This is a genomic window from Herbidospora daliensis (assembly GCF_001570585.1).
Taxonomy (GTDB): domain Bacteria; phylum Actinomycetota; class Actinomycetes; order Streptosporangiales; family Streptosporangiaceae; genus Herbidospora; species Herbidospora daliensis.
Genome location: NZ_BBXF01000001.1, coordinates 513531 through 530136, shown reverse-complemented (window position 1 = coordinate 530136; position 16606 = coordinate 513531). Strand labels below are relative to the sequence as shown.

Genomic DNA, 16606 nt, shown 5'->3' with positions numbered 1-16606 from the left:
CGAAACTCATGGTGACTGGAGTTGTGAGAATCCGTCTGTTCATGCCGTCATTCCGGGTTGCCGCCCAATATTCGCGAGGCATGGGGGAATTCTAGGGAGATTTCCGTTTCGTGGCTGGTGTAACTTTTCGGAGGAACGCGGATTCGGGCATGGAGGGCGGTCGGTTTGCGGGTCATCGACAGTCGTTACGAGCTGGATCCGCTCTCCCGGCGCGGCGGCGGCATGGGCGAGGTGTGGTTCGGCTACGACAAGCGACTGGATCGCCCGGTCGCGGTGAAGTTCATCCGCATCGACCGTCTGCCCGACGGTAGACCGGACAACGAACTCACCCAGCGGTTCGTGCGGGAATCCCGCATCACCGCCCGGCTCGAACACCCGGGTGTACCCGCCGTCTACGACTGTGGGACGTACGACGACGACCTCTATCTGGTCATGCAGCTCATCCACGGCTGCTCAGTCTCAGCCCTTCTCGACGAGACGGAAATTCCCGTCCCCTGGGCGGCGGCGATCGCCGCCCAGGTCTGCTCGGTGCTGGCGAGGGCCCACGAGAACTCGCTGATCCACCGCGACCTGAAGCCCGGAAACCTCATGCTCAGCCCCGACGGCACTGTCAAGGTCCTCGACTTCGGGGTGGCCATCGCCCTGTCGCCGGGCTCGACGCGGCTGACCGCTACGGGCGTCGCGGTGGGCACCCCTGAATACATGGCGCCCGAGCAGGTCATGGCGGGTTCGACCAGCCCCCAGAGCGATCTCTACGCCTTGGGTGTGGTCCTCGACGAGATGCTGTCAGGGGAGAACCAGTTCGCGGGCGTCACTCCGCTGGCGTCGATGCACAATCACATCGGCCGCGCCCCCCGACCTCTTCGCCAGCGGCGGCGTGACGTACCGGAGGGGCTTGAACGCCTGGTTCTCTGGCTGTTGCAGAAGGCACCCGACAACCGTCCGGAATCAGCCGCCGTCGTCTACGACCGCCTCCTCGGCTTCTGCCGCGAGCTGCCCGCCTTCCCCGGCTATGTCGATGCGTCCGACTCGCACCCTGCCCGGATGTACGCGGGCGTCGTCAGCCGAGTCGGAGCGCGTCCGCAGGAGCGACCGGAGCCGGCGCCGGTCCGTCCTGCATCGACCACATCCGTTCCTGACGCGGCGCCGTTCCGGCCGAGCGATCTCGGGCTGGCCAGGAAGGACGCCCACCTGCTCAAGGCTGAATCCCGGTTCACCCAGGCGGCCGAGGTGCTCGCCGGCGCTCTGGAGCCCGCGACACGGGCGCTAGGCGTCACCGACCCCGATGTGATCTCGATGCGGATCGAGCTGGCGGACGTGCTCTTCCTGGCCGGTGACTACCGGCGGGCGGCGACGGAGTTCGCCGACCTGGCCGCCGTCCTTGCCGAACGAGATGGGCCGGGCGCCGATCTCGTGCTGCGTTTCCGGCTGATGGAGGCCAACTGCCACGCGGCTGTCGGAGAGACGACCCTCGCCCTCGACCAGCTCGGTCGGCTGCTGGAAGACGAGCGTCGGCTCGGCATCGACGACGATCGCACGCTGGAGCTCCGGCGCCACATCGCACTTCTCGAAGTTGGGTCGGGAGATCCGGTCCGGGCGGGGAAAACGCTGACGGATCTGCTCCCTGACATTGAGAATCGATACGGACCGAAACATCCGAGCGTCTTACAAGTTCGCGAATTACTCGCCAGCCTTCCCCGGAGCGAATGAATTGGCCACCCTCTCGGTACTCCTCCATCAGATCGACAACGGCACCGTCCTGCTGCCCGAGTTCCAGCGCGGCTACGTGTGGACTCGCGACCAGGTCCGGGGCCTGATGCGCTCGCTCTACAAGGGCTATCCCGTCGGCGGGCTGCTGCTGTGGGAGACCGAGCCGGAAATGGCTTCCATTCGCGGCGCTTCGGCCGAAGCCGGGGTGCGGCTGCTGCTACTCGACGGGCAGCAGCGCATCACCACGCTTTACGGGATCATGCGCGGCAAGCCTCCGGCGTTCTTCGAAGGAGACGCCTCGGCGTTCACCGGGCTCCGGTTCAACGTCGAAGACGAGACGTTCGAGTTCTACGGCCCGGCGAAGATGCGCGACGACGCCAGGTGGGTCGACGTGACCCGGCTCTTCACTCACGGGCTGGAACCCTTCTTCCAGGCCTTCGCCCAGTATCCCGACAAACTGTCGACCTACCTCTCCAGGCTGAACCAGCTGAAAAACCTGGAGAACCGGCAGTTCCACGAGGAGAAGATCACCGGGCCCGACAAGAACGTGGATGTGGTCGTCGACATCTTCAACCGGGTCAACTCGGGAGGCACGGCTCTGTCCAAGGGCGATCTCGCCCTGGCCAAGATCTGCGCCCAGTGGTCGCCCGCGCGTAAGGTCATGAGGCAGCATCTGGACGGCTGGGCCGACAAGGGCTTCACCTTCTCCCTCGACTGGCTGCTGCGCAACGTCACCGCCGTGGCCACCGGACGGTCGGTCTTCACGGCGCTCGACATGGTCAGCGACGGGGAGTTCGAGACGGCCCTCGCGAAGTCGGTGCTCTATGTGGACACCCTTCTCGGCGCGGCGTCCGGACGCCTGGGCCTCGACCACGACCAAGTGCTGATGGGGCGCTACGCCCTTCCGGTCATCTCCCGGCTGCTGCACCTGACTCCCGGCGGCGGCTTCCCCGACGGCGCTTACCGCGACCGGGTGCTGTTCTGGTACGTCCACGCGGCGCTGTGGGGCCGGCACGCCGGTTCCACCGAGACCATCCTCGCCCAGGACTATGACACCGCCGGGCGTGCCGGGATCGACGGGCTGATCGCGTCGCTGGAGCGCTGGCGTGGTGGCAACCTGGAGATCCGGCCACACGACTTCGACGGCTCCACCCGAGGGTCCCGCTTCTACCCGCTCCTCTACATGCTGACCCGTGTACACGGTGCACGGGATTTCGGCACCGGCCTGCCGCTGCACGCCGAGATGCTCGGCAAACTGACCAACCTGCAGGTCCACCACATCTTCCCGAAGGCACTGCTCTACCCCGCCGGCTACGACCGGGCCGATGTGAACGCCATCGCCAACTTCTGCTTCCTCACCCAGAACACGAACCTGGTGATCGGCAAGCGGGCCCCCGAGGACTACTTCGCCGAAGCTGAGGAGAAGCACCCGGGCGTGCTCGCCTCGCAATGGATCCCCACCGATCCGGACCTCTGGCGCGTCGACCGCTATCTCGACTTCCTGGAGGCGCGGCGGGAGCTGCTGGCGGCGTCCGCGCAGTCCTTCCTCGCCGGCCTGCGGGACGGCGGTGCGGTCGCCGCAGCCGGGGAGCTGCCACCGGTCGCGGTCGTCGCGGACGACGCCGATGACGTGCGATCCGCTCAGGTGAAGGCCATGGCCGAAGAGCTGACCCGGCTCGGCTACGCCGACCCGGCTCTGGACAGCGAGATCGCCGACCCTGTCACCGGCCGCTCCCTGGCCGTGGCCGAGGCGTTCTGGCCCGAGGGACTGCAGGCAGGGCAGGGCAAGCCCGTGGTCCTCGAACTCGACCCCGAGGCGGCCGACCTGCCCAGGCTGGAGGAGCTCGGCTACGAGGTGTTCACGTCAGTGGACGCGCTTCTCGGCTATGCCTCCAGGCGCAGCGAGGCGGCGTCTGGGGAGGAGCAGGACATGCCCATTCCGAGCAGCTCACCTGATCCCGATCACACGGCCTTCGAGGCGGCCATGCGCTCCATCTACGATCGCGCCCGTAGCGAGGCCAACTACCACGCGTCCTACTTCCTGAGCATGCTCGCCGAGCACGGCGGCCTGGCCACGGCCCGGCGGCTGCTGAAGTCACCGGCGGTGTCGGACGGCTTCGCGGCTCTGTGGGAACGCGGACGGCTGGACCTCACCGTCGAAGCGCTCGTGCTTCGCCCCGAATTCGCCGAACTGTTCACCGAAGCGGAGACGGAGATCGCCCGGCATCGGCTTGAACAGTTCGGCTGGTCCGGTCGTTAGAGGCGGTTGATACCCGTCACGTGGAGCACGGCGGTGCCCTCCTCGTCGGACGCCGCCAGATCCGCGTCTGCGCTCACGCCCCAGTCGCCGTCTCCGGCCGGGTCTTCGATGACCTGGCGTACCCGCCAGACCCCCGGCTCCTCCTCGATCCGCAGGAACGCCGGGCCGCGCGCCGAAGGGCCGGTGCCGATCGTGTCGTGTTCGTCGTAGTAGGCGTCGAGGCCGGCCGCCCAGTCGACGTCGGGGTACATCTCCTCCAGCGTCTCCTGCTGGTCGAGCGCCGCAAGTTCCACCATGCGGAACATCGCGTTGCGGACCAGGACGCGGAACGCGCGGGCGTTGGCGGTGACGGGGCGGATCTTCGACTCGAGTTCGTCGCGGTGTTCCAGGGCCTCCGACGGGTTGGCGAGCTTCTCCCATTCGTCGATCAGGCTGGAGTCGACCTGGCGGATCAGTTCGCCGAGCCATTCGATCAGGTCGATCAGGTCGTCGGTCTTCATGTGCTCGGGGACGGTGCGCGACAGGGCGCGGTAGGCGTCGGCCAGGTAGCGCAGGACGGTGCCCTCCGACCGGGCCAGTTCGTAGAACTGGATGTAGTCGGTGAAGGTCATCGCGCGTTCGTACATGTCGCGGATGATGGCCTTCGGGCTGACCGTGTGGTCGCCGACCCACGGGTGGCCCTGGCGGTAGGTCTCGTAGGCGCCGAAGAGCAGGGCCTCCAGCGGCATCGGGTAGGTGACCTCTTGGAGGAGCTCCATACGCTCCTCGTATTCGATGCCGTCGGCCTTCATCTGGGCGACCGCCTCGCCGCGGGCCTTGTTGAGCTGGGCGTGCAGGATCTGGCGGGGGTCGTCGAGGGTCGACTCGACGACGCTGACGACGTCGAGGGCGTAGGTGGGGCTGTCGGGGGCCAGCAGTTCGAAGGTGGCCAGGGCGAAGGTCGACAGGGCCTGGTTGAGGGCGAAGTCCTGCTGGAGGTCGACCGTGAGGCGGGCGTACCGGCCCTGCTCGTCGGGTTCCTTCAGCGTCTCGACGATGCCGCCGGCCAGCAGCGAGCGGTAGATCGCGATGGCGTGGCTGATGTGGCGGCGCTGGTTCTTGCGCTCCTCGTGGTTGTCGGTCAGCAGGCTCTTCATCGCCTGGAAGCAGTTGCCTGGACGGTTGATGACCGCCAGCAGCATCGCGTTGGAGACCTTGAAGCGGCTGGTCAGCGGCTCGGGTTCGGCCGTCTGGAGCTTCTCGAAGGTCTCCTCGTTCCAGTTGACGAAGCCCTCCGGCGGCTTCTTGCGGGCGTAGCCCCTCCTGCGTTTGGGGTCGTCGCCGATCTTCGCCAGGGCGCGTTCGTTCTCGATCACGTGGTCGGGGGCCTGGCAGGAGACGTAGCCGATGGTGTCGAATCCGGCGCGGCCGGCCCGGCCGGCGATCTGGTGGAACTCGCGGGCGCGCAGGCGGCGCACCCGGTTGCCGTCGTACTTCGTGAGGGCGGTGAACAGGACCGTGCGGATCGGGACGTTGACGCCGACGCCGAGGGTGTCGGTGCCGCAGATGACCTTCAGGAGGCCGGCCTGGGCGAGCTTCTCGACGAGCCGGCGGTATTTCGGCAGCATGCCCGCGTGGTGGACGCCGATCCCGTGGCGCACCAGCCGCGACAGCGCGCGGCCGAACTTGGTGGTGAAGCGGAAGTTGCCGATCAGGGCCGCGATGGCCTCCTTCTCGGCCTTGCTGCACATGTTGATGCTCATCAGCGCCTGCGCGCGTTCCATCGCGGCGGCCTGGGTGAAGTGCACGACGTAGACGGGGGCCTGCCCGGTCGACAGGAACTCCTCCAGCGTCTCGTGGAGCGGGGTCATCCGGTACGAGTAGACCAGCGGCACCGGGCGCTCGGAGTGCTTGACCACGGCCGTCGGGCGGCCGGTGCGCCGGTTGAGGTCCTTCTCGAAGCGGGTGACGTCGCCCAGGGTCGCCGACATCAAGACGAACTGGGCCTGCGGCAGCTCCAGCAGCGGGACCTGCCAGGCCCAGCCCCGGTCGGGCTCGGCGTAGAAGTGGAACTCGTCCATGATCACCATGCCGACGTCGGCCTCGCGGCCCTCGGCCAGCGCGACCTGGGCGAGGATCTCGGCGGTGCAGCAGATGATCGGGGCGTCGGCGTTGACCGAGGCGTCGCCGGTCATCATGCCGACGTTCTCGGTGCCGAAGATCGCGCACAGGTCGAAGAACTTCTCCGAGACCAGCGCCTTGATGGGCGCGGTGTAGAAGGAGACCTGGTCGTTGGCGAGCGCGGCGAAGTGGGCGCCGGCCGCGACGAGCGACTTGCCCGAGCCGGTGGGGGTCGACAGGATCAGGTTGCTGCCCGTCACCACCTCCATCAGCGCCTCCTCCTGCGCCGGATAGAGCGTCAGCCCACGCTCCTCGTTCCAGGCGGCGAACGCCTCGAAGAGGGAATCCGGGTCGGGGGTCTGCGGCAGGCGCTCGATCAGGCTCACCGCTCTATCCTGCCCCCAAGTGCGCGGGGAGCGGAAACGCGTGTTCGTACAAGATCGGGAAAGTCCGCGTGTCAGAGGGCCCGGCGGGCCTTCGCGGAGCCGACATTGGCGGCATGCGGGAGACGATCGACCGGTGGCGGGAGGGCTGGGAATCCCTCGACCCCGAACGGCGGGCCAGGATCGTCGACCTGCTCCTGGTCGTCACGCTGCTCGCCTACACGCTGCCGCAGGCGCTGGTCGACCCCTACGACTCCTCGATCGTGGTGCCGATCTGGGTGGCCACCGCGAGCGCGGTCGTCGCCTCGCTGACCATGCTGGTCCGGCGCCGTTGGGCCGGGCCGTCGCTGGTGTTCTCGCTGGTCTGCTACCTGTTCACCGGGCAGTCGATCCCGGTGTCGATCGCCGCCTACTCGATGACGGCCCACCGGACCGTGCGGTGGTGGCAGGCGGTGGCGGCCGTGCTGACCGTCGGGTTCGCTGTCGGCTACCACTACCAGCCCAACATGAGCCCCAACGTCGGCATCGACGCCGTGCGCGCGATCACGACCGTGTACGTCGCCGCCGTCGTCGGCACCTGGGTGCGCGGCTACCGCGACATGATCCAGACGCTGACGGACGACGTCCACATCAGGGAGGAGAACGCCGCCGCGCGGGAGCGCAGGCGGATCGCGGCCGAGCTGCACGACACCGTGACCCACGCCGTGACCGTGATGGTGCTCAAGGCCGGCATGATCCAGGAGGACACCGACCAGGAGGACGACCCCGCCCTGGCCAGGGACATCGAAGACCAGGGTGTACGCGCCCTCACGGAACTCCGCGAACTGCTCACCGTGCTCCGGGCGGGCGACCTGCCCGACTCGGCCCAGGGCATCGACGCCATCCCCCGCCTGGTGGCCGACAGCAACACGACCGGGCAGCGGGTGGAGCTCGACTTCGCCGTCGACGGGGCCGCCCTGTCGCGCAGCGTCCAGCACGCCGCCTACCGCGTCGTCCAGGAGGGCCTGAACAACGCCCGCAAGCACGCGCCCAAGGCGGTGGTCAGGGTGACCGGGCGGATCGCCGACGACCAGCTCGTCATCGTCATCCACAACGCCGCCGGGCCGCCGCGCGGGCGGGTCTTCGGCGAGTCGGGCTACGGGCTGGCGGGCCTGCGGGAGCGCGTCATGCTGGTCGGCGGCACCCTCCAGGCGGGCGCGTCGGCCGGGGGCTTCACCCTGACCGCGCGTATCCCGGTCGGTCCAGCAGTTCCCGAACCCTCCTGAGGGCCTCCTGCGCGCCGGTGCCGGGGACCGGGACGTACATGATCAGGCGCTGGCCCGAGTCGGGGATGGCCAGGATCTGCCGCCGGACGTCGATCTCGCCGGCGACCTCGTGCAGCAGCTGTTTGCGCAGCTCACGGCGGATCTCCACGTCGTGGGCGGCCCACAGATCGGTGAACAGGGCGCTGCGCGCGGCCAGTTCGGCGATCAGGCCGGCCAGCTCCGGCCGGGTCGCCGACGCCGCCCGCAGCTCGCGGACCGCCGCGGCGGCGAACGACTCGGCGTGGCGGCAGACCGCGCGGTGCACCGGACCGGCGAAGATGCCGCGCATCTCGTTCCCGCCGACCTGGAGGTAGGGGATCAGGTGCAGGGCCATCGGGTTGGCGGCCAGCACGTCGAACCCGTCGTCGAGCACGTAGGCGGGGATGTCGGTGAGCGTCGCCAGCAGCTCCAGCACGCCCTGCGGCGGCGTCGCCGCGCCGCTGACCTGCGCGGGGGTCTCTCCGGCGAGGTTGTAGAGGTGGGCGCGCTCGTCGGCGTTGAGCATGAGGGCGCGGGCCAGCGCGTTGAGGATCTGGCGCGAGGGATGGGGGCCGCGGCCCTGCTCCAGCCGGATGTAGTAGTCGACCGACATCCCGGCCAGCTCGGCGACCTCCTGCCGTCGCAGCCCCGCGGTCCGCCGCCGCGCGCCGTCGGGCAACCCGACGTCGCGGGGCTTCAGCCGGGCGCGGCGGGTGCGGAGGAAGTCGGCCAGCCCATTCCTGTCCATGCTCCGATTTTTCCTCGTATCGGCGGCGCGTGGGTGGTACCGCCGATCCCAGCCTCGGGCGGTCTCTCGTGCCCCGATCCGGCCCGGCCCAGGCTGAGGGCCATGACAACAGCACTCGTCACCGGCGCGAACAAGGGAATCGGCTTCGAGACCGCCCGCCTCCTGGCGGAGCGGGGCGTGGACGTGGTGATCGGCGCCCGGGACCCCGGCAGGGGAGCGGCGGCCGCCGCCCGGCTCGGCGTCGCGTTCGTCGAACTCGACGTGACCTTTCCCGAGACGATCACCGCCGCCGCCGCGTACCTGGAGGAGCGTTTCGGTTCCCTGGACGTCCTGGTCAACAACGCCGGGATCGCCCAGGGCGGCCCGCCCACCGAGACCCCGCTCGACCTGATGCGCGGGCTCTACGAGGTGAACGTCTTCGGCGTCGTCGCGGTCACCAACACGATGGTCCCGCTGCTGCTCAAGTCGCCCGCCGGCCGCATCGTCATGGTCTCCAGCGAGGTCGGCAGCCTCACGGTCACGACCGACCCGGCCAACCCGTGGGGCGACCTGAACAGCCTGGCCTACCAGTCGTCGAAGACGGCCCTCAACATGGTCACCGCCCTGTACGCCAAGGAGCTGGCCGGCACCCCGGTCAAGGTGAACGCGATCTCACCCGGCTACTGCGCGACCGACCTGAACGGCTTCCAGGGCGACCGGACGGCCGCCCAGGGCGCGGCCGTGTCGGTGTCGATGGCCCTGCTCGGCGACGACGGCCCCACGGGCACGTTCGTCAACGAGGAGGGCGTGGTCGCCTGGTAGCCGCCGTGGGGCCTACTCCGGCTCCCAGGCGCGGAGCAGGTCGATCAGGGTGGCGTCGCCGTCGATGCGCAGTGAGCCGGCCGGGAGGCGGTCGTACATGAAGAGCACCAGGTCACTGGCCGTGCCGTGGACGGCGGCGCCCACGACGGGGGCGCGGAGCCGGGTGACGCGGGCGCCGTCGCCGTCGGCCGTGAGGCGCCACGAGCGGCCCTCGGAGGCGTGGAAGTCGAAGGCGGTGGGGGCGTGCGGCCAGGGGCTCGGGGTGGCGCAGCAGGTGGACAGGAACTCCTCGACGCCGTCGAGCGCGACCTCGGCGGGCAGCGGCTGCTTCGTGCCCGCGGCGAGCTGGGCGTCGTAGGCGTGCACCGCCGCCTCCTGGAGCCGGTGGCGGGCGACGGCGCCGCTGGTCTGGGGCGACTGCGAGCCGCCCCACCAGGTCCAGCAGCCGCGATCGGGGCCGGCCTCGCGGAGGGCGTCGAGCAGCTCCCGGGTGGACGCGGCGAACCAGGCCGCGAGGGCGCCGGCCTCCTGCGGCGCCGGGGCGTCGGACGAGGTGGACCTGGCCGTGGCGGCCGGACCGGCGGTGACGGTGGCGGCCCAGGAGCGTTGCCCGTCGCCCAGGTGACGGGCGAGATCCGCGATCGTCCACTCGGGACAGGTCGGCACCGGCAGGTCGAGCCTGGGCGCGGCGGTGAGCGCGGCCTGGAAGGCGGCCGACCGGTCGTCGATCAGCCGCAGCAGAGCCGGGAAGTCCAGGGCTTCGGTCATCCCGGCTGTATATCAGAGCGGCCCGCGTCAGACGCGTTCGATGACGACGACCGGGATCTCGCGGTCGGTCTTCTTCGTGTACTCGTCGTAGTCGGGCCAGGCGGCGGCCATCACCCGCCACATGTCGGGCTTCTCCTCCGGGGTGGCGGTCCGGGCGCGGGCGCGGAACTTGTCGCCCAAGACCTGGAACTCCACCTCGGGCTCGGCCTGGAGGTTCAGGTACCACTCGGGCGCGGCGTCGGCGCCGCCCTTCGACGCGACCAGCAGATAGTCGTCGCCGTACTTCTGGTAGATCAGCGGAGTCGTGTGCTTGGTGCCGGTGCGGCGGCCCGTCGTGGTCAGCAGGGCGGCCGTCGTGCCCTGCCAGTCGTGACCCTCGGCGCCGTCGGTGGCCTGGTAACGCTCGACGTGTTCCCTACCGTAAAGCATGTGGTGTCACCTACCCTTTCGGGCCGATCAACTCCCGGTCGCCTCGATCAATTCCAGGGCAACCTTCAGTGACGCCTCGTACTTCTCGTTCTCGTCGATCTTCGGGTCGGGCAGCATGAAGCCGACCGCGTGGATCGCGAACAGGGCCAGGCCGTGCTTGAGCCGGTGGGTCAGCGGCTGGTCGTGGTCGACCAGGAGGTCGCTGAGCTCCATCACCTTCTCGCGCATGCGCAGCATCACCGGGTGGTGCTTCATCGCGGTCGGGTTGCGCTCCATGAAGCGGGTGATCGCGCGGCCCTCGTAGGCGCCCTCGGCGTAGCGGACGATCGCGGCGCGGCGGACCTCGGGCGTGACCGTGTCGTGGGCGCGCAGTTCGCCGATGATCACGTCGAGCGTCGCGATGCGGTCGATGACCATGCCCGCGACGATGTCCTCCTTGGTCTTGAAGTGGTAGTAGAGGGCCGCCTTGGTCACCCCCAGCGCCTCGGCGATCTCGCGGAGCGAGGTCGCCTCGTAGCCCTGTTCGGTGAACAGTTCGAGCGCGATCTCCTGGATGCGCGCGCGGGTGTCGCGGGTCTTGTCTCGGGTCTCCCGAGGGGCGAACGCGCGTTCGCTCATGGCGTTTGGTCGTCCTTTGAATTCAACTTGACGGGCGGCTGAGACGGACCTTACCTTAACTCCGGCCACTTGCCGGTCGGCAAGTAAGTTCATGGGTTTAACAAGGGGGCCCCGCAATGTCGGAAACCGCCGCCAGTCCTCCTCCGGCGCGGTCCAGAGAAGTAATGATCATCTTGCCGGGGTTGCTCCTGGCGATGATGCTCGCCTTCCTCGACAACATGATCGTCGGCACCGCGATGCCCCGCATCGTCGGCGAGCTGAACGGTCTCGAATACTTCACGTGGGTCACCACCGCCTACATCCTGGGCACGACGGTGTCCACCCCCATCTGGGGCAAGCTGGGCGACCTCTACGGCCGCAAGACCGTCTTCCTCACCTCGATCGTCATCTTCCTCGTCGGCTCGGCCCTGTGCGGCATGGCCGGCTCGGAGTTCCTCGGCGGCGTCGACAACGGCATGACCGAGCTGATCGCCTTCCGCGCGATCCAGGGCCTCGGCGCCGGCGGCCTCATCGTCGGCGTCATGGCCATCATCGGCGACCTGGTCCCGCCGCGTGAGCGCGGTCAGTACCAGGGCATCATGGCCGCCATCATGTCGGTCGCGATGATCGCCGGTCCCCTCGCCGGCGGCTTCATCACCGACCACCTCGACTGGCGCTGGGCCTTCTACGTGAACCTGCCCCTCGGCGGGATCTCGCTGGTGTGGCTCTGGCTCAAGCTCGACCTGCCCAAGAAGCGCACCGAGCACCGCATCGACTGGTTCGGCGCGATCATCCTCACGGTCGGGATCACCGCTTTGGTCCTGATCACCTCATGGGGGGGCCAGAGTCACGGCTACCCGTGGGGATCGTGGCAGATCATCGGCCTGGCCGTGCTCGCGGTCGTGTCGTTCGCGGCGTTCATCCCGGTCGAGCGGCGCGCGGCCGAGCCGATCATGCCGCTGCACGTCTTCAAGGACCGCAACTTCAACCTGATCTCGTGGATCGGCTTCCTGCTCGGCTTCGCCATGTTCGGCGCGATCTCGTTCCTGCCGCTGTTCCAGCAGCTCGTCCAGGGCGCGACCGCGACCAACTCCGGCCTGCTGCTGCTGCCGATGATGGCCGCCTCGATGGTCGTCTCCCTGTACGTCGGCAAGCGCATCACCACCACCGGCAAGTACAAGGCGTTCCCGGTCATCGGCGGGGTCGTCATGGCCATCGGCATGGGCCTGCTCACGCTGATGGACGTGCACACCCCGCTGTGGCAGACCGGCGTGTTCATCGCCGTGCTCGGCCTCGGCATGGGCTTCCTGATGCAGACCACCATGCTGATCGCGCAGAACAGCGTCGAGCAGAAGGACCTGGGCGTGGCCTCCAGCGCCTCGACCTTCTTCCGCTCGATCGGCGGCTCGTTCGGCGTGGCCCTGTTCGGCGCGGTGTTCAACAACCACCTGGCCGACGGCCTGCGCGAGAAGTTCGGCGAGCAGGCCGGCGACATGGTCGCCTCGGGCGGCCAGATGAGCCCCGCCGCCCTGGCCCAGCTCCCGCCGCAGATCAAGACCGGCTTCCTGGAGTCGCTGGCCGGCGCGATCAGCGGCGTGTTCCTCTGGGCGATCGTCTTCGCGGTCGCCGTCCCGATCCTGGCGGCCTTCATCAAGGAGATCCCGCTCCGGGGCGGCCCCGAGGAGCTCGCCAAGGAGGAGCCGGTGGCGGCTCTCTGAACCCCTCTTCCCGGTACGGCCCCCGCCCCAGGCGGGGGCCGTTTCGGTGCCCGGTTGAAGGAGTTGTCCCAACAGGGATGACCCCGGCCGATGGCGCCGCATCGGCCGGGGCGGTCAGGGGGTCAGTTGCCGAACTGGAACCAGTTCAGGTTCACGAAGTCGGCCGGCTGGCCGCTGCTGAAGGTCAGGTAGACGGTCTGCGTGCCGGTGACCCCGCCGATGTTGGCCGGGATCGTCTGCCAGTTCTGCCAGCCGCCGGTGTTGCCCACTGACAGGCTGCCGATCGGGGTGGCGGTCGGGCTGCCCAGGCGCACCTGGATCAGGCCGCTCACGCCGCCGGTCGCGCCCGAGGCCACCCGGGCCCGGAACTGGGTGGCGGCCGAGGTGCCGAACTGCACGTTGTCGAAGCGCAGGTAGTCGCCGTTGGAGATGTAGGCGACGTTCTGGCCGCCGCCGCTGTCGGTGGTCGTCTCCAGCTGGGTGCCGCTCTGGGCCTGGTAGGCCTCGGCCTGGATGGTGGAGCGGGCGTTCACCCCGCCGCCGCCCCCGGTCGGGGAGGGCGTCGGCGTCGGGCTGGGGTTGGTGGTGCCGCCGCCGCTGTGCCAGACGGCCACGTAGTCGACCAGCATCGGCTTGCCGGAGACCGTCGAGGACGTCGGCGTCGAGTAGCCGGCCACGCCGTTGGGGAAGGCGCCGCCGATCGCCACGTTCAGCAGCAGGAAGTAGCCGTTGTGGCTGGTCATGTTCGACCAGGTCGTGGAGTCGAACTGGGCCTGGTTGACGCTGAAGAACTGGATGCCGTCGACGTACCAGCGGATCTGGTTGGGGGAGACGCTGCGGTCCCATTCGAGGCGGTAGGTGTGGAAGGCCGACTGGCAGCTGGAGTTCGGGCACGCCCGGCTGGCGCCCAGGCCGTTGGTCTCGTTGCAGGGGCCGCCCGGGTTGACGCCGCAGTGGAGCGTTCCCCAGACCGCGTTGACGCCGTTGACGTTCTCCATGATGTCGAGCTCGCCGATGCCGGGCCAGTTCCAGTAGTTGCCCCGGTAGGGCGCGCCCAGCGACCAGAACGCCGGCCAGTAGCCCATCGCCGAGGCGCCGGTCACGTTGGGCATCTGGATCCGGCCCTCGATGCGCAGGACGCCGCCCGCCGAGGGCTTGAAGTCGGCGCGGCGGGTCTCGATGCGGCCCGACGTCCAGGAGCCGTTGCTCGCCTTGATCGGGGTGATGCGCAGGTTGCCGCTGCCGTCGAGGCTGAGGTTCTGGGTGTTGCTCGTGTACTGCTGGATCTCGCCGGTGCCCCAATTGGACGGGCCGCCGGAGTAGCCGTAGCCGGTGTCGATGATCCAGTTCGACGACGACGGCAGCGAGTTGGCCGAGCCGGTGAAGTCGTCGGCCCAGACCAGCGACCAGCCCGACGGCGTCGACGGGACGGACGCGGCGGCCGGAATGCCGACCAGCGCCGTGGCCACGACGACGGCGGCGGCCGCTAATCGGGTGACTCGAGTGAGCATGTCGGACCCTTTCTCTGATCCGCTCCCAGGCGGCGCCGGTGACGGTTTCCGGGCAGCCTCGCGGAGGGGCCGCTGGAGACGGCCCCTCGCGGATGGGGATGACGCCGCGACGGCGGATCGGTCTGCCCGACACTGTGCTCCGCCCGTCTCACAGTGGTCAATAGGTCCGGTGCGAAAATGAGAGCGCTCTCTCGGAAACTTTGGGCCTTGACGCGTTCTGCGGAAAGGGCCAGCCTGTGCAGGAAATCGCTCTCTTGCATTTCTCTGGAAGGGTGGCCGGCGTGTCTGGGTCCGTGGCGCTGGTGGTGGGTGAACCGTTGTCTCGGGTGTTCTCCGAGGATCCGTTGTTCGCGCTCGTGAGCCGGTCGGTCAGCCGGGAACTCGGCGACGTCGACCGGCAGGTCGTGCTGATGCTCGGCACCGGGCCGGGCAGCTCGGCGCGCATCGAGCGGTACGTCGCGGGCGGCCACGTCGACGGTGTGATGCTCGTGTCGATGCACGAGTCCGACCCGCTGCCGCGGGCCATCGACCGGATCGGGGTGCCGGTCGTCTCCTACGGGCGGCCCGCGCCCTCGGTGCCGATCGGGTTCGCCGACAGCGACAACCCCTCCGGGGCGCGGCTGGCGGTGAACCACCTGCTCAACCGGGGCCGCCGGAAGGTCGCCACGATCGCCGGCCCGCCCGACATGATCGCCGGGCAGGACCGGCTGGCCGGCTACCTCGGCGCGGTCGCCGACGCCGGGCAGCGGGCGCAGGTCGTCCACGGCGACTTCACCCGGCAGTCGGGGGCCGAGGCGATGGCCCGCCTGCTCAGGGCCGAACCCGACGTCGACGCCGTCTTCGCCGCCAACGACCTGATGGCCATCGGCGCGCTCCAGACGCTGCGCCGGGCCGGCCGGCGGGTGCCCGACGACGTCGCGGTGGCCGGCTACGACGACTTCGAGGCGGCCCGCTTCACCCATCCGCCGCTGACGACCGTGCGGCACCCGGTGGCCGAGCAGGTCGGCGCGATGACCCGGCTGCTGGTCGACCGGATGGGCGGCGGGCCGCTCACCTCGATCGTGCTGCCCGCCGAACTCGTCATACGGGAGTCGACCTGAGGACCCCTCCGAAGGGACGATCTCTCCCTCCCCAAAGGAGGATGGCCGGGCGGCGCCGGGTGCGTCAGCGTTGAAGCCATGAATCGACTTCGGGGAAGCCTGGCCGCGCTCCTGGTCTTCGTGGTGACGGCGGCTTGCGGAACGCAGAACGCGGCGACGCCGCCCGCGGCCACGCCGGAACACGGGCACGGGGCCTCCAAGGCGCCCGCGCAGCCGCTGCGCGACGGCGAACGGTTCGTCACGCTGACGATGCCGGAGCCGTACACCCCCAAAGGGCCCAACGGCGGGACCGACGACTACCGGTGTTTCCTCATCGACCCCGGCGCGGAGGGCAGCGGCTTCCTGACGGGGGCCCAGTTCCAGCCGCTCAACCTCGCCGTCGTGCACCACGCGATCTTCTTCCGGCTGGCCCCCGAACAGGTCGCCGAGGCGGAGAAGGCCGACGCCGCCGCCCTCGGCCAGGGCTGGACCTGCTTCGCCGACGCGGGGGTGCGGGAGGCCGGATGGGTGGCCCACTGGGCGCCGGGCGTCCAGGAGACGCTGCTCGACCCGAAGTACGGCCACCCGATCCCGCCGGGCAGCCGGCTCGTCATGCAGGTCCACTACAACACCCGGGGCGGGCAGGGCGCCGACCAGTCGGCCATCCGGCTGCGGGTGAGCGACCGGCAGCTCCAGCCGCTGGGCACCGCCCTGTTCGCGGGGGCCGTCGAACTCCCGTGCGCCCCGGCGGAGTCGGGGCCGCTCTGCGACCGCAAGGCCGCCGTCGAGGACATCGGCCGCCGGTTCGGGGCCGAGTCGGCGCGGATGCAGGGCTTCCTGACCGAGCTGTGCGGCCCGGCGGAACCCGGGCCCACCCAGCACTGCGACATCCCCATGCAGAGGGAGGGGCTCCTGCACGCCCTGGCCGGGCACATGCACCTGCTCGGACGGTCGATCAAGGTCGAGCTCAACCCCGGGAAGGCGGGCGCCCAGACCCTGCTCGACGTGCCCGATTACAACTTCGACGACCAGGCGCTGCGCCCGCTGCCCGCGCCGGTGAAGGTGGCGAAGGGCGACGTGGTGCGGGTGACCTGCACCCACGACGCCGGACTCCGCGGCATGCTGCCGCAGCTGGAGAAGGAACCGGCCCGCTACGTCGTGTGGGGCGAGGGCACCGCCGACGAGATGTGCCTGGGGGTCGCCATCATGTCGGCCTGAG

Annotated in this window: 13 protein-coding genes; 7 read left to right on the top strand and 6 right to left on the bottom strand. The window is 69.6% G+C overall.

Translation table 11 applies throughout. From position 1 onward, the window contains the following. The first annotated feature begins 165 nt into the window (after positions 1-165). Both AW274_RS01960 and AW274_RS01955 read left to right on the top strand, forming a co-directional pair. Complete coding sequence (locus AW274_RS01960) at positions 166-1710, top strand: serine/threonine-protein kinase (RefSeq protein WP_063813051.1); 1545 nt, start codon at positions 166-168, stop codon at positions 1708-1710. Position 1711: 1 nt separating this feature from the next. Further along, positions 1712-3970, top strand: coding sequence for a GmrSD restriction endonuclease domain-containing protein (locus AW274_RS01955; protein ID WP_062428723.1), 2259 nt, complete (start codon positions 1712-1714; stop codon positions 3968-3970). Here the strand turns inward: AW274_RS01955 and AW274_RS01950 are convergent. Continuing rightward, positions 3967-6456, bottom strand: coding sequence for a DEAD/DEAH box helicase (locus AW274_RS01950; RefSeq protein WP_062428721.1), 2490 nt, complete (start codon positions 6454-6456; stop codon positions 3967-3969). The genes AW274_RS01955 and AW274_RS01950 overlap by 4 nt on opposite strands. 113 nt (positions 6457-6569) lie before the next feature. On the opposite strand from AW274_RS01950, the gene AW274_RS01945 reads away from it, so the two are divergent. Next, complete coding sequence (locus tag AW274_RS01945) at positions 6570-7718, top strand: sensor histidine kinase (RefSeq protein ID WP_062428720.1); 1149 nt, start codon at positions 6570-6572, stop codon at positions 7716-7718. Here AW274_RS01945 and AW274_RS01940 read toward each other — a convergent pair. Continuing rightward, positions 7666-8484: a helix-turn-helix transcriptional regulator gene (locus AW274_RS01940; protein ID WP_062428717.1), complete on the bottom strand. Its 819-nt coding sequence runs from the start codon at positions 8482-8484 to the stop codon at positions 7666-7668. The two genes, AW274_RS01945 and AW274_RS01940, sit on opposite strands and share 53 nt — an antisense overlap. A gap of 102 nt (positions 8485-8586) precedes the next feature. On the opposite strand from AW274_RS01940, the gene AW274_RS01935 reads away from it, so the two are divergent. Next, positions 8587-9285, top strand: a complete 699-nt coding sequence (locus AW274_RS01935) for an SDR family oxidoreductase (RefSeq protein WP_062428715.1) — start codon at positions 8587-8589, stop codon at positions 9283-9285. A 12-nt stretch (positions 9286-9297) separates the two neighbouring features. Here AW274_RS01935 and AW274_RS01930 read toward each other — a convergent pair whose 3' ends face one another. From AW274_RS01930 to AW274_RS42535, 3 genes are read right to left on the bottom strand one after another with little or no spacing between them, the layout of a single operon-like run. Further along, a complete protein-coding gene (locus AW274_RS01930; RefSeq protein ID WP_062428713.1) occupies positions 9298-10053 on the bottom strand; it encodes a maleylpyruvate isomerase family mycothiol-dependent enzyme in 756 nt (251 codons plus the stop codon). 27 nt (positions 10054-10080) lie between these two features. Continuing rightward, positions 10081-10482, bottom strand: coding sequence for a nitroreductase family deazaflavin-dependent oxidoreductase (locus tag AW274_RS01925; protein WP_062428711.1), 402 nt, complete (start codon positions 10480-10482; stop codon positions 10081-10083). Positions 10483-10509: 27 nt separating this feature from the next. Further along, positions 10510-11100: a TetR/AcrR family transcriptional regulator gene (locus AW274_RS42535; RefSeq protein ID WP_062428709.1), complete on the bottom strand. Its 591-nt coding sequence runs from the start codon at positions 11098-11100 to the stop codon at positions 10510-10512. Between the two features lie 116 nt (positions 11101-11216). Between AW274_RS42535 and AW274_RS01915 the strand changes: the two genes are divergently transcribed. Continuing rightward, positions 11217-12797 (top strand): MDR family MFS transporter, encoded by a 1581-nt coding sequence (locus AW274_RS01915; RefSeq protein ID WP_062428706.1) that lies wholly within the window; start codon positions 11217-11219, stop codon positions 12795-12797. Between the two features lie 122 nt (positions 12798-12919). Here the strand turns inward: AW274_RS01915 and AW274_RS01910 are convergent, their stop codons facing one another. Further along, complete coding sequence (locus AW274_RS01910; RefSeq protein ID WP_062428704.1) at positions 12920-14308, bottom strand: glycoside hydrolase family 16 protein; 1389 nt, start codon at positions 14306-14308, stop codon at positions 12920-12922. A gap of 281 nt (positions 14309-14589) precedes the next feature. Between AW274_RS01910 and AW274_RS01905 the strand changes: the two genes are divergently transcribed. Continuing rightward, positions 14590-15408, top strand: a complete 819-nt coding sequence (locus AW274_RS01905; RefSeq protein WP_232319940.1) for a LacI family DNA-binding transcriptional regulator — start codon at positions 14590-14592, stop codon at positions 15406-15408. A gap of 78 nt (positions 15409-15486) precedes the next feature. Further along, positions 15487-16605 carry a monooxygenase gene (locus AW274_RS01900; RefSeq protein WP_062428700.1) on the top strand — a complete coding sequence of 373 codons (1119 nt, stop codon included), beginning with the start codon at positions 15487-15489 and terminating at the stop codon, positions 16603-16605. Position 16606 lies beyond the last annotated feature (1 nt).

Excerpts from the sequence above, each read along its gene's own strand:
- AW274_RS01945 (WP_062428720.1), top strand. The coding sequence starts at position 6,570 with ATGCGGGAGACGATCGACCGGTGGCGGGAGGGCTGGGAATCCCTCGAC.
- AW274_RS01940 (WP_062428717.1), bottom strand. The coding sequence starts at position 8,484 with ATGGACAGGAATGGGCTGGCCGACTTCCTCCGCACCCGCCGCGCCCGG.
- AW274_RS01935 (WP_062428715.1), top strand. The coding sequence starts at position 8,587 with ATGACAACAGCACTCGTCACCGGCGCGAACAAGGGAATCGGCTTCGAG.
- AW274_RS01930 (WP_062428713.1), bottom strand. The coding sequence starts at position 10,053 with ATGACCGAAGCCCTGGACTTCCCGGCTCTGCTGCGGCTGATCGACGAC.
- AW274_RS01925 (WP_062428711.1), bottom strand. The coding sequence starts at position 10,482 with ATGCTTTACGGTAGGGAACACGTCGAGCGTTACCAGGCCACCGACGGC.
- AW274_RS42535 (WP_062428709.1), bottom strand. The coding sequence starts at position 11,100 with ATGAGCGAACGCGCGTTCGCCCCTCGGGAGACCCGAGACAAGACCCGC.
- AW274_RS01915 (WP_062428706.1), top strand. The coding sequence starts at position 11,217 with ATGTCGGAAACCGCCGCCAGTCCTCCTCCGGCGCGGTCCAGAGAAGTA.
- AW274_RS01910 (WP_062428704.1), bottom strand. The coding sequence starts at position 14,308 with ATGCTCACTCGAGTCACCCGATTAGCGGCCGCCGCCGTCGTCGTGGCC.
- AW274_RS01900 (WP_062428700.1), top strand. The coding sequence starts at position 15,487 with ATGAATCGACTTCGGGGAAGCCTGGCCGCGCTCCTGGTCTTCGTGGTG.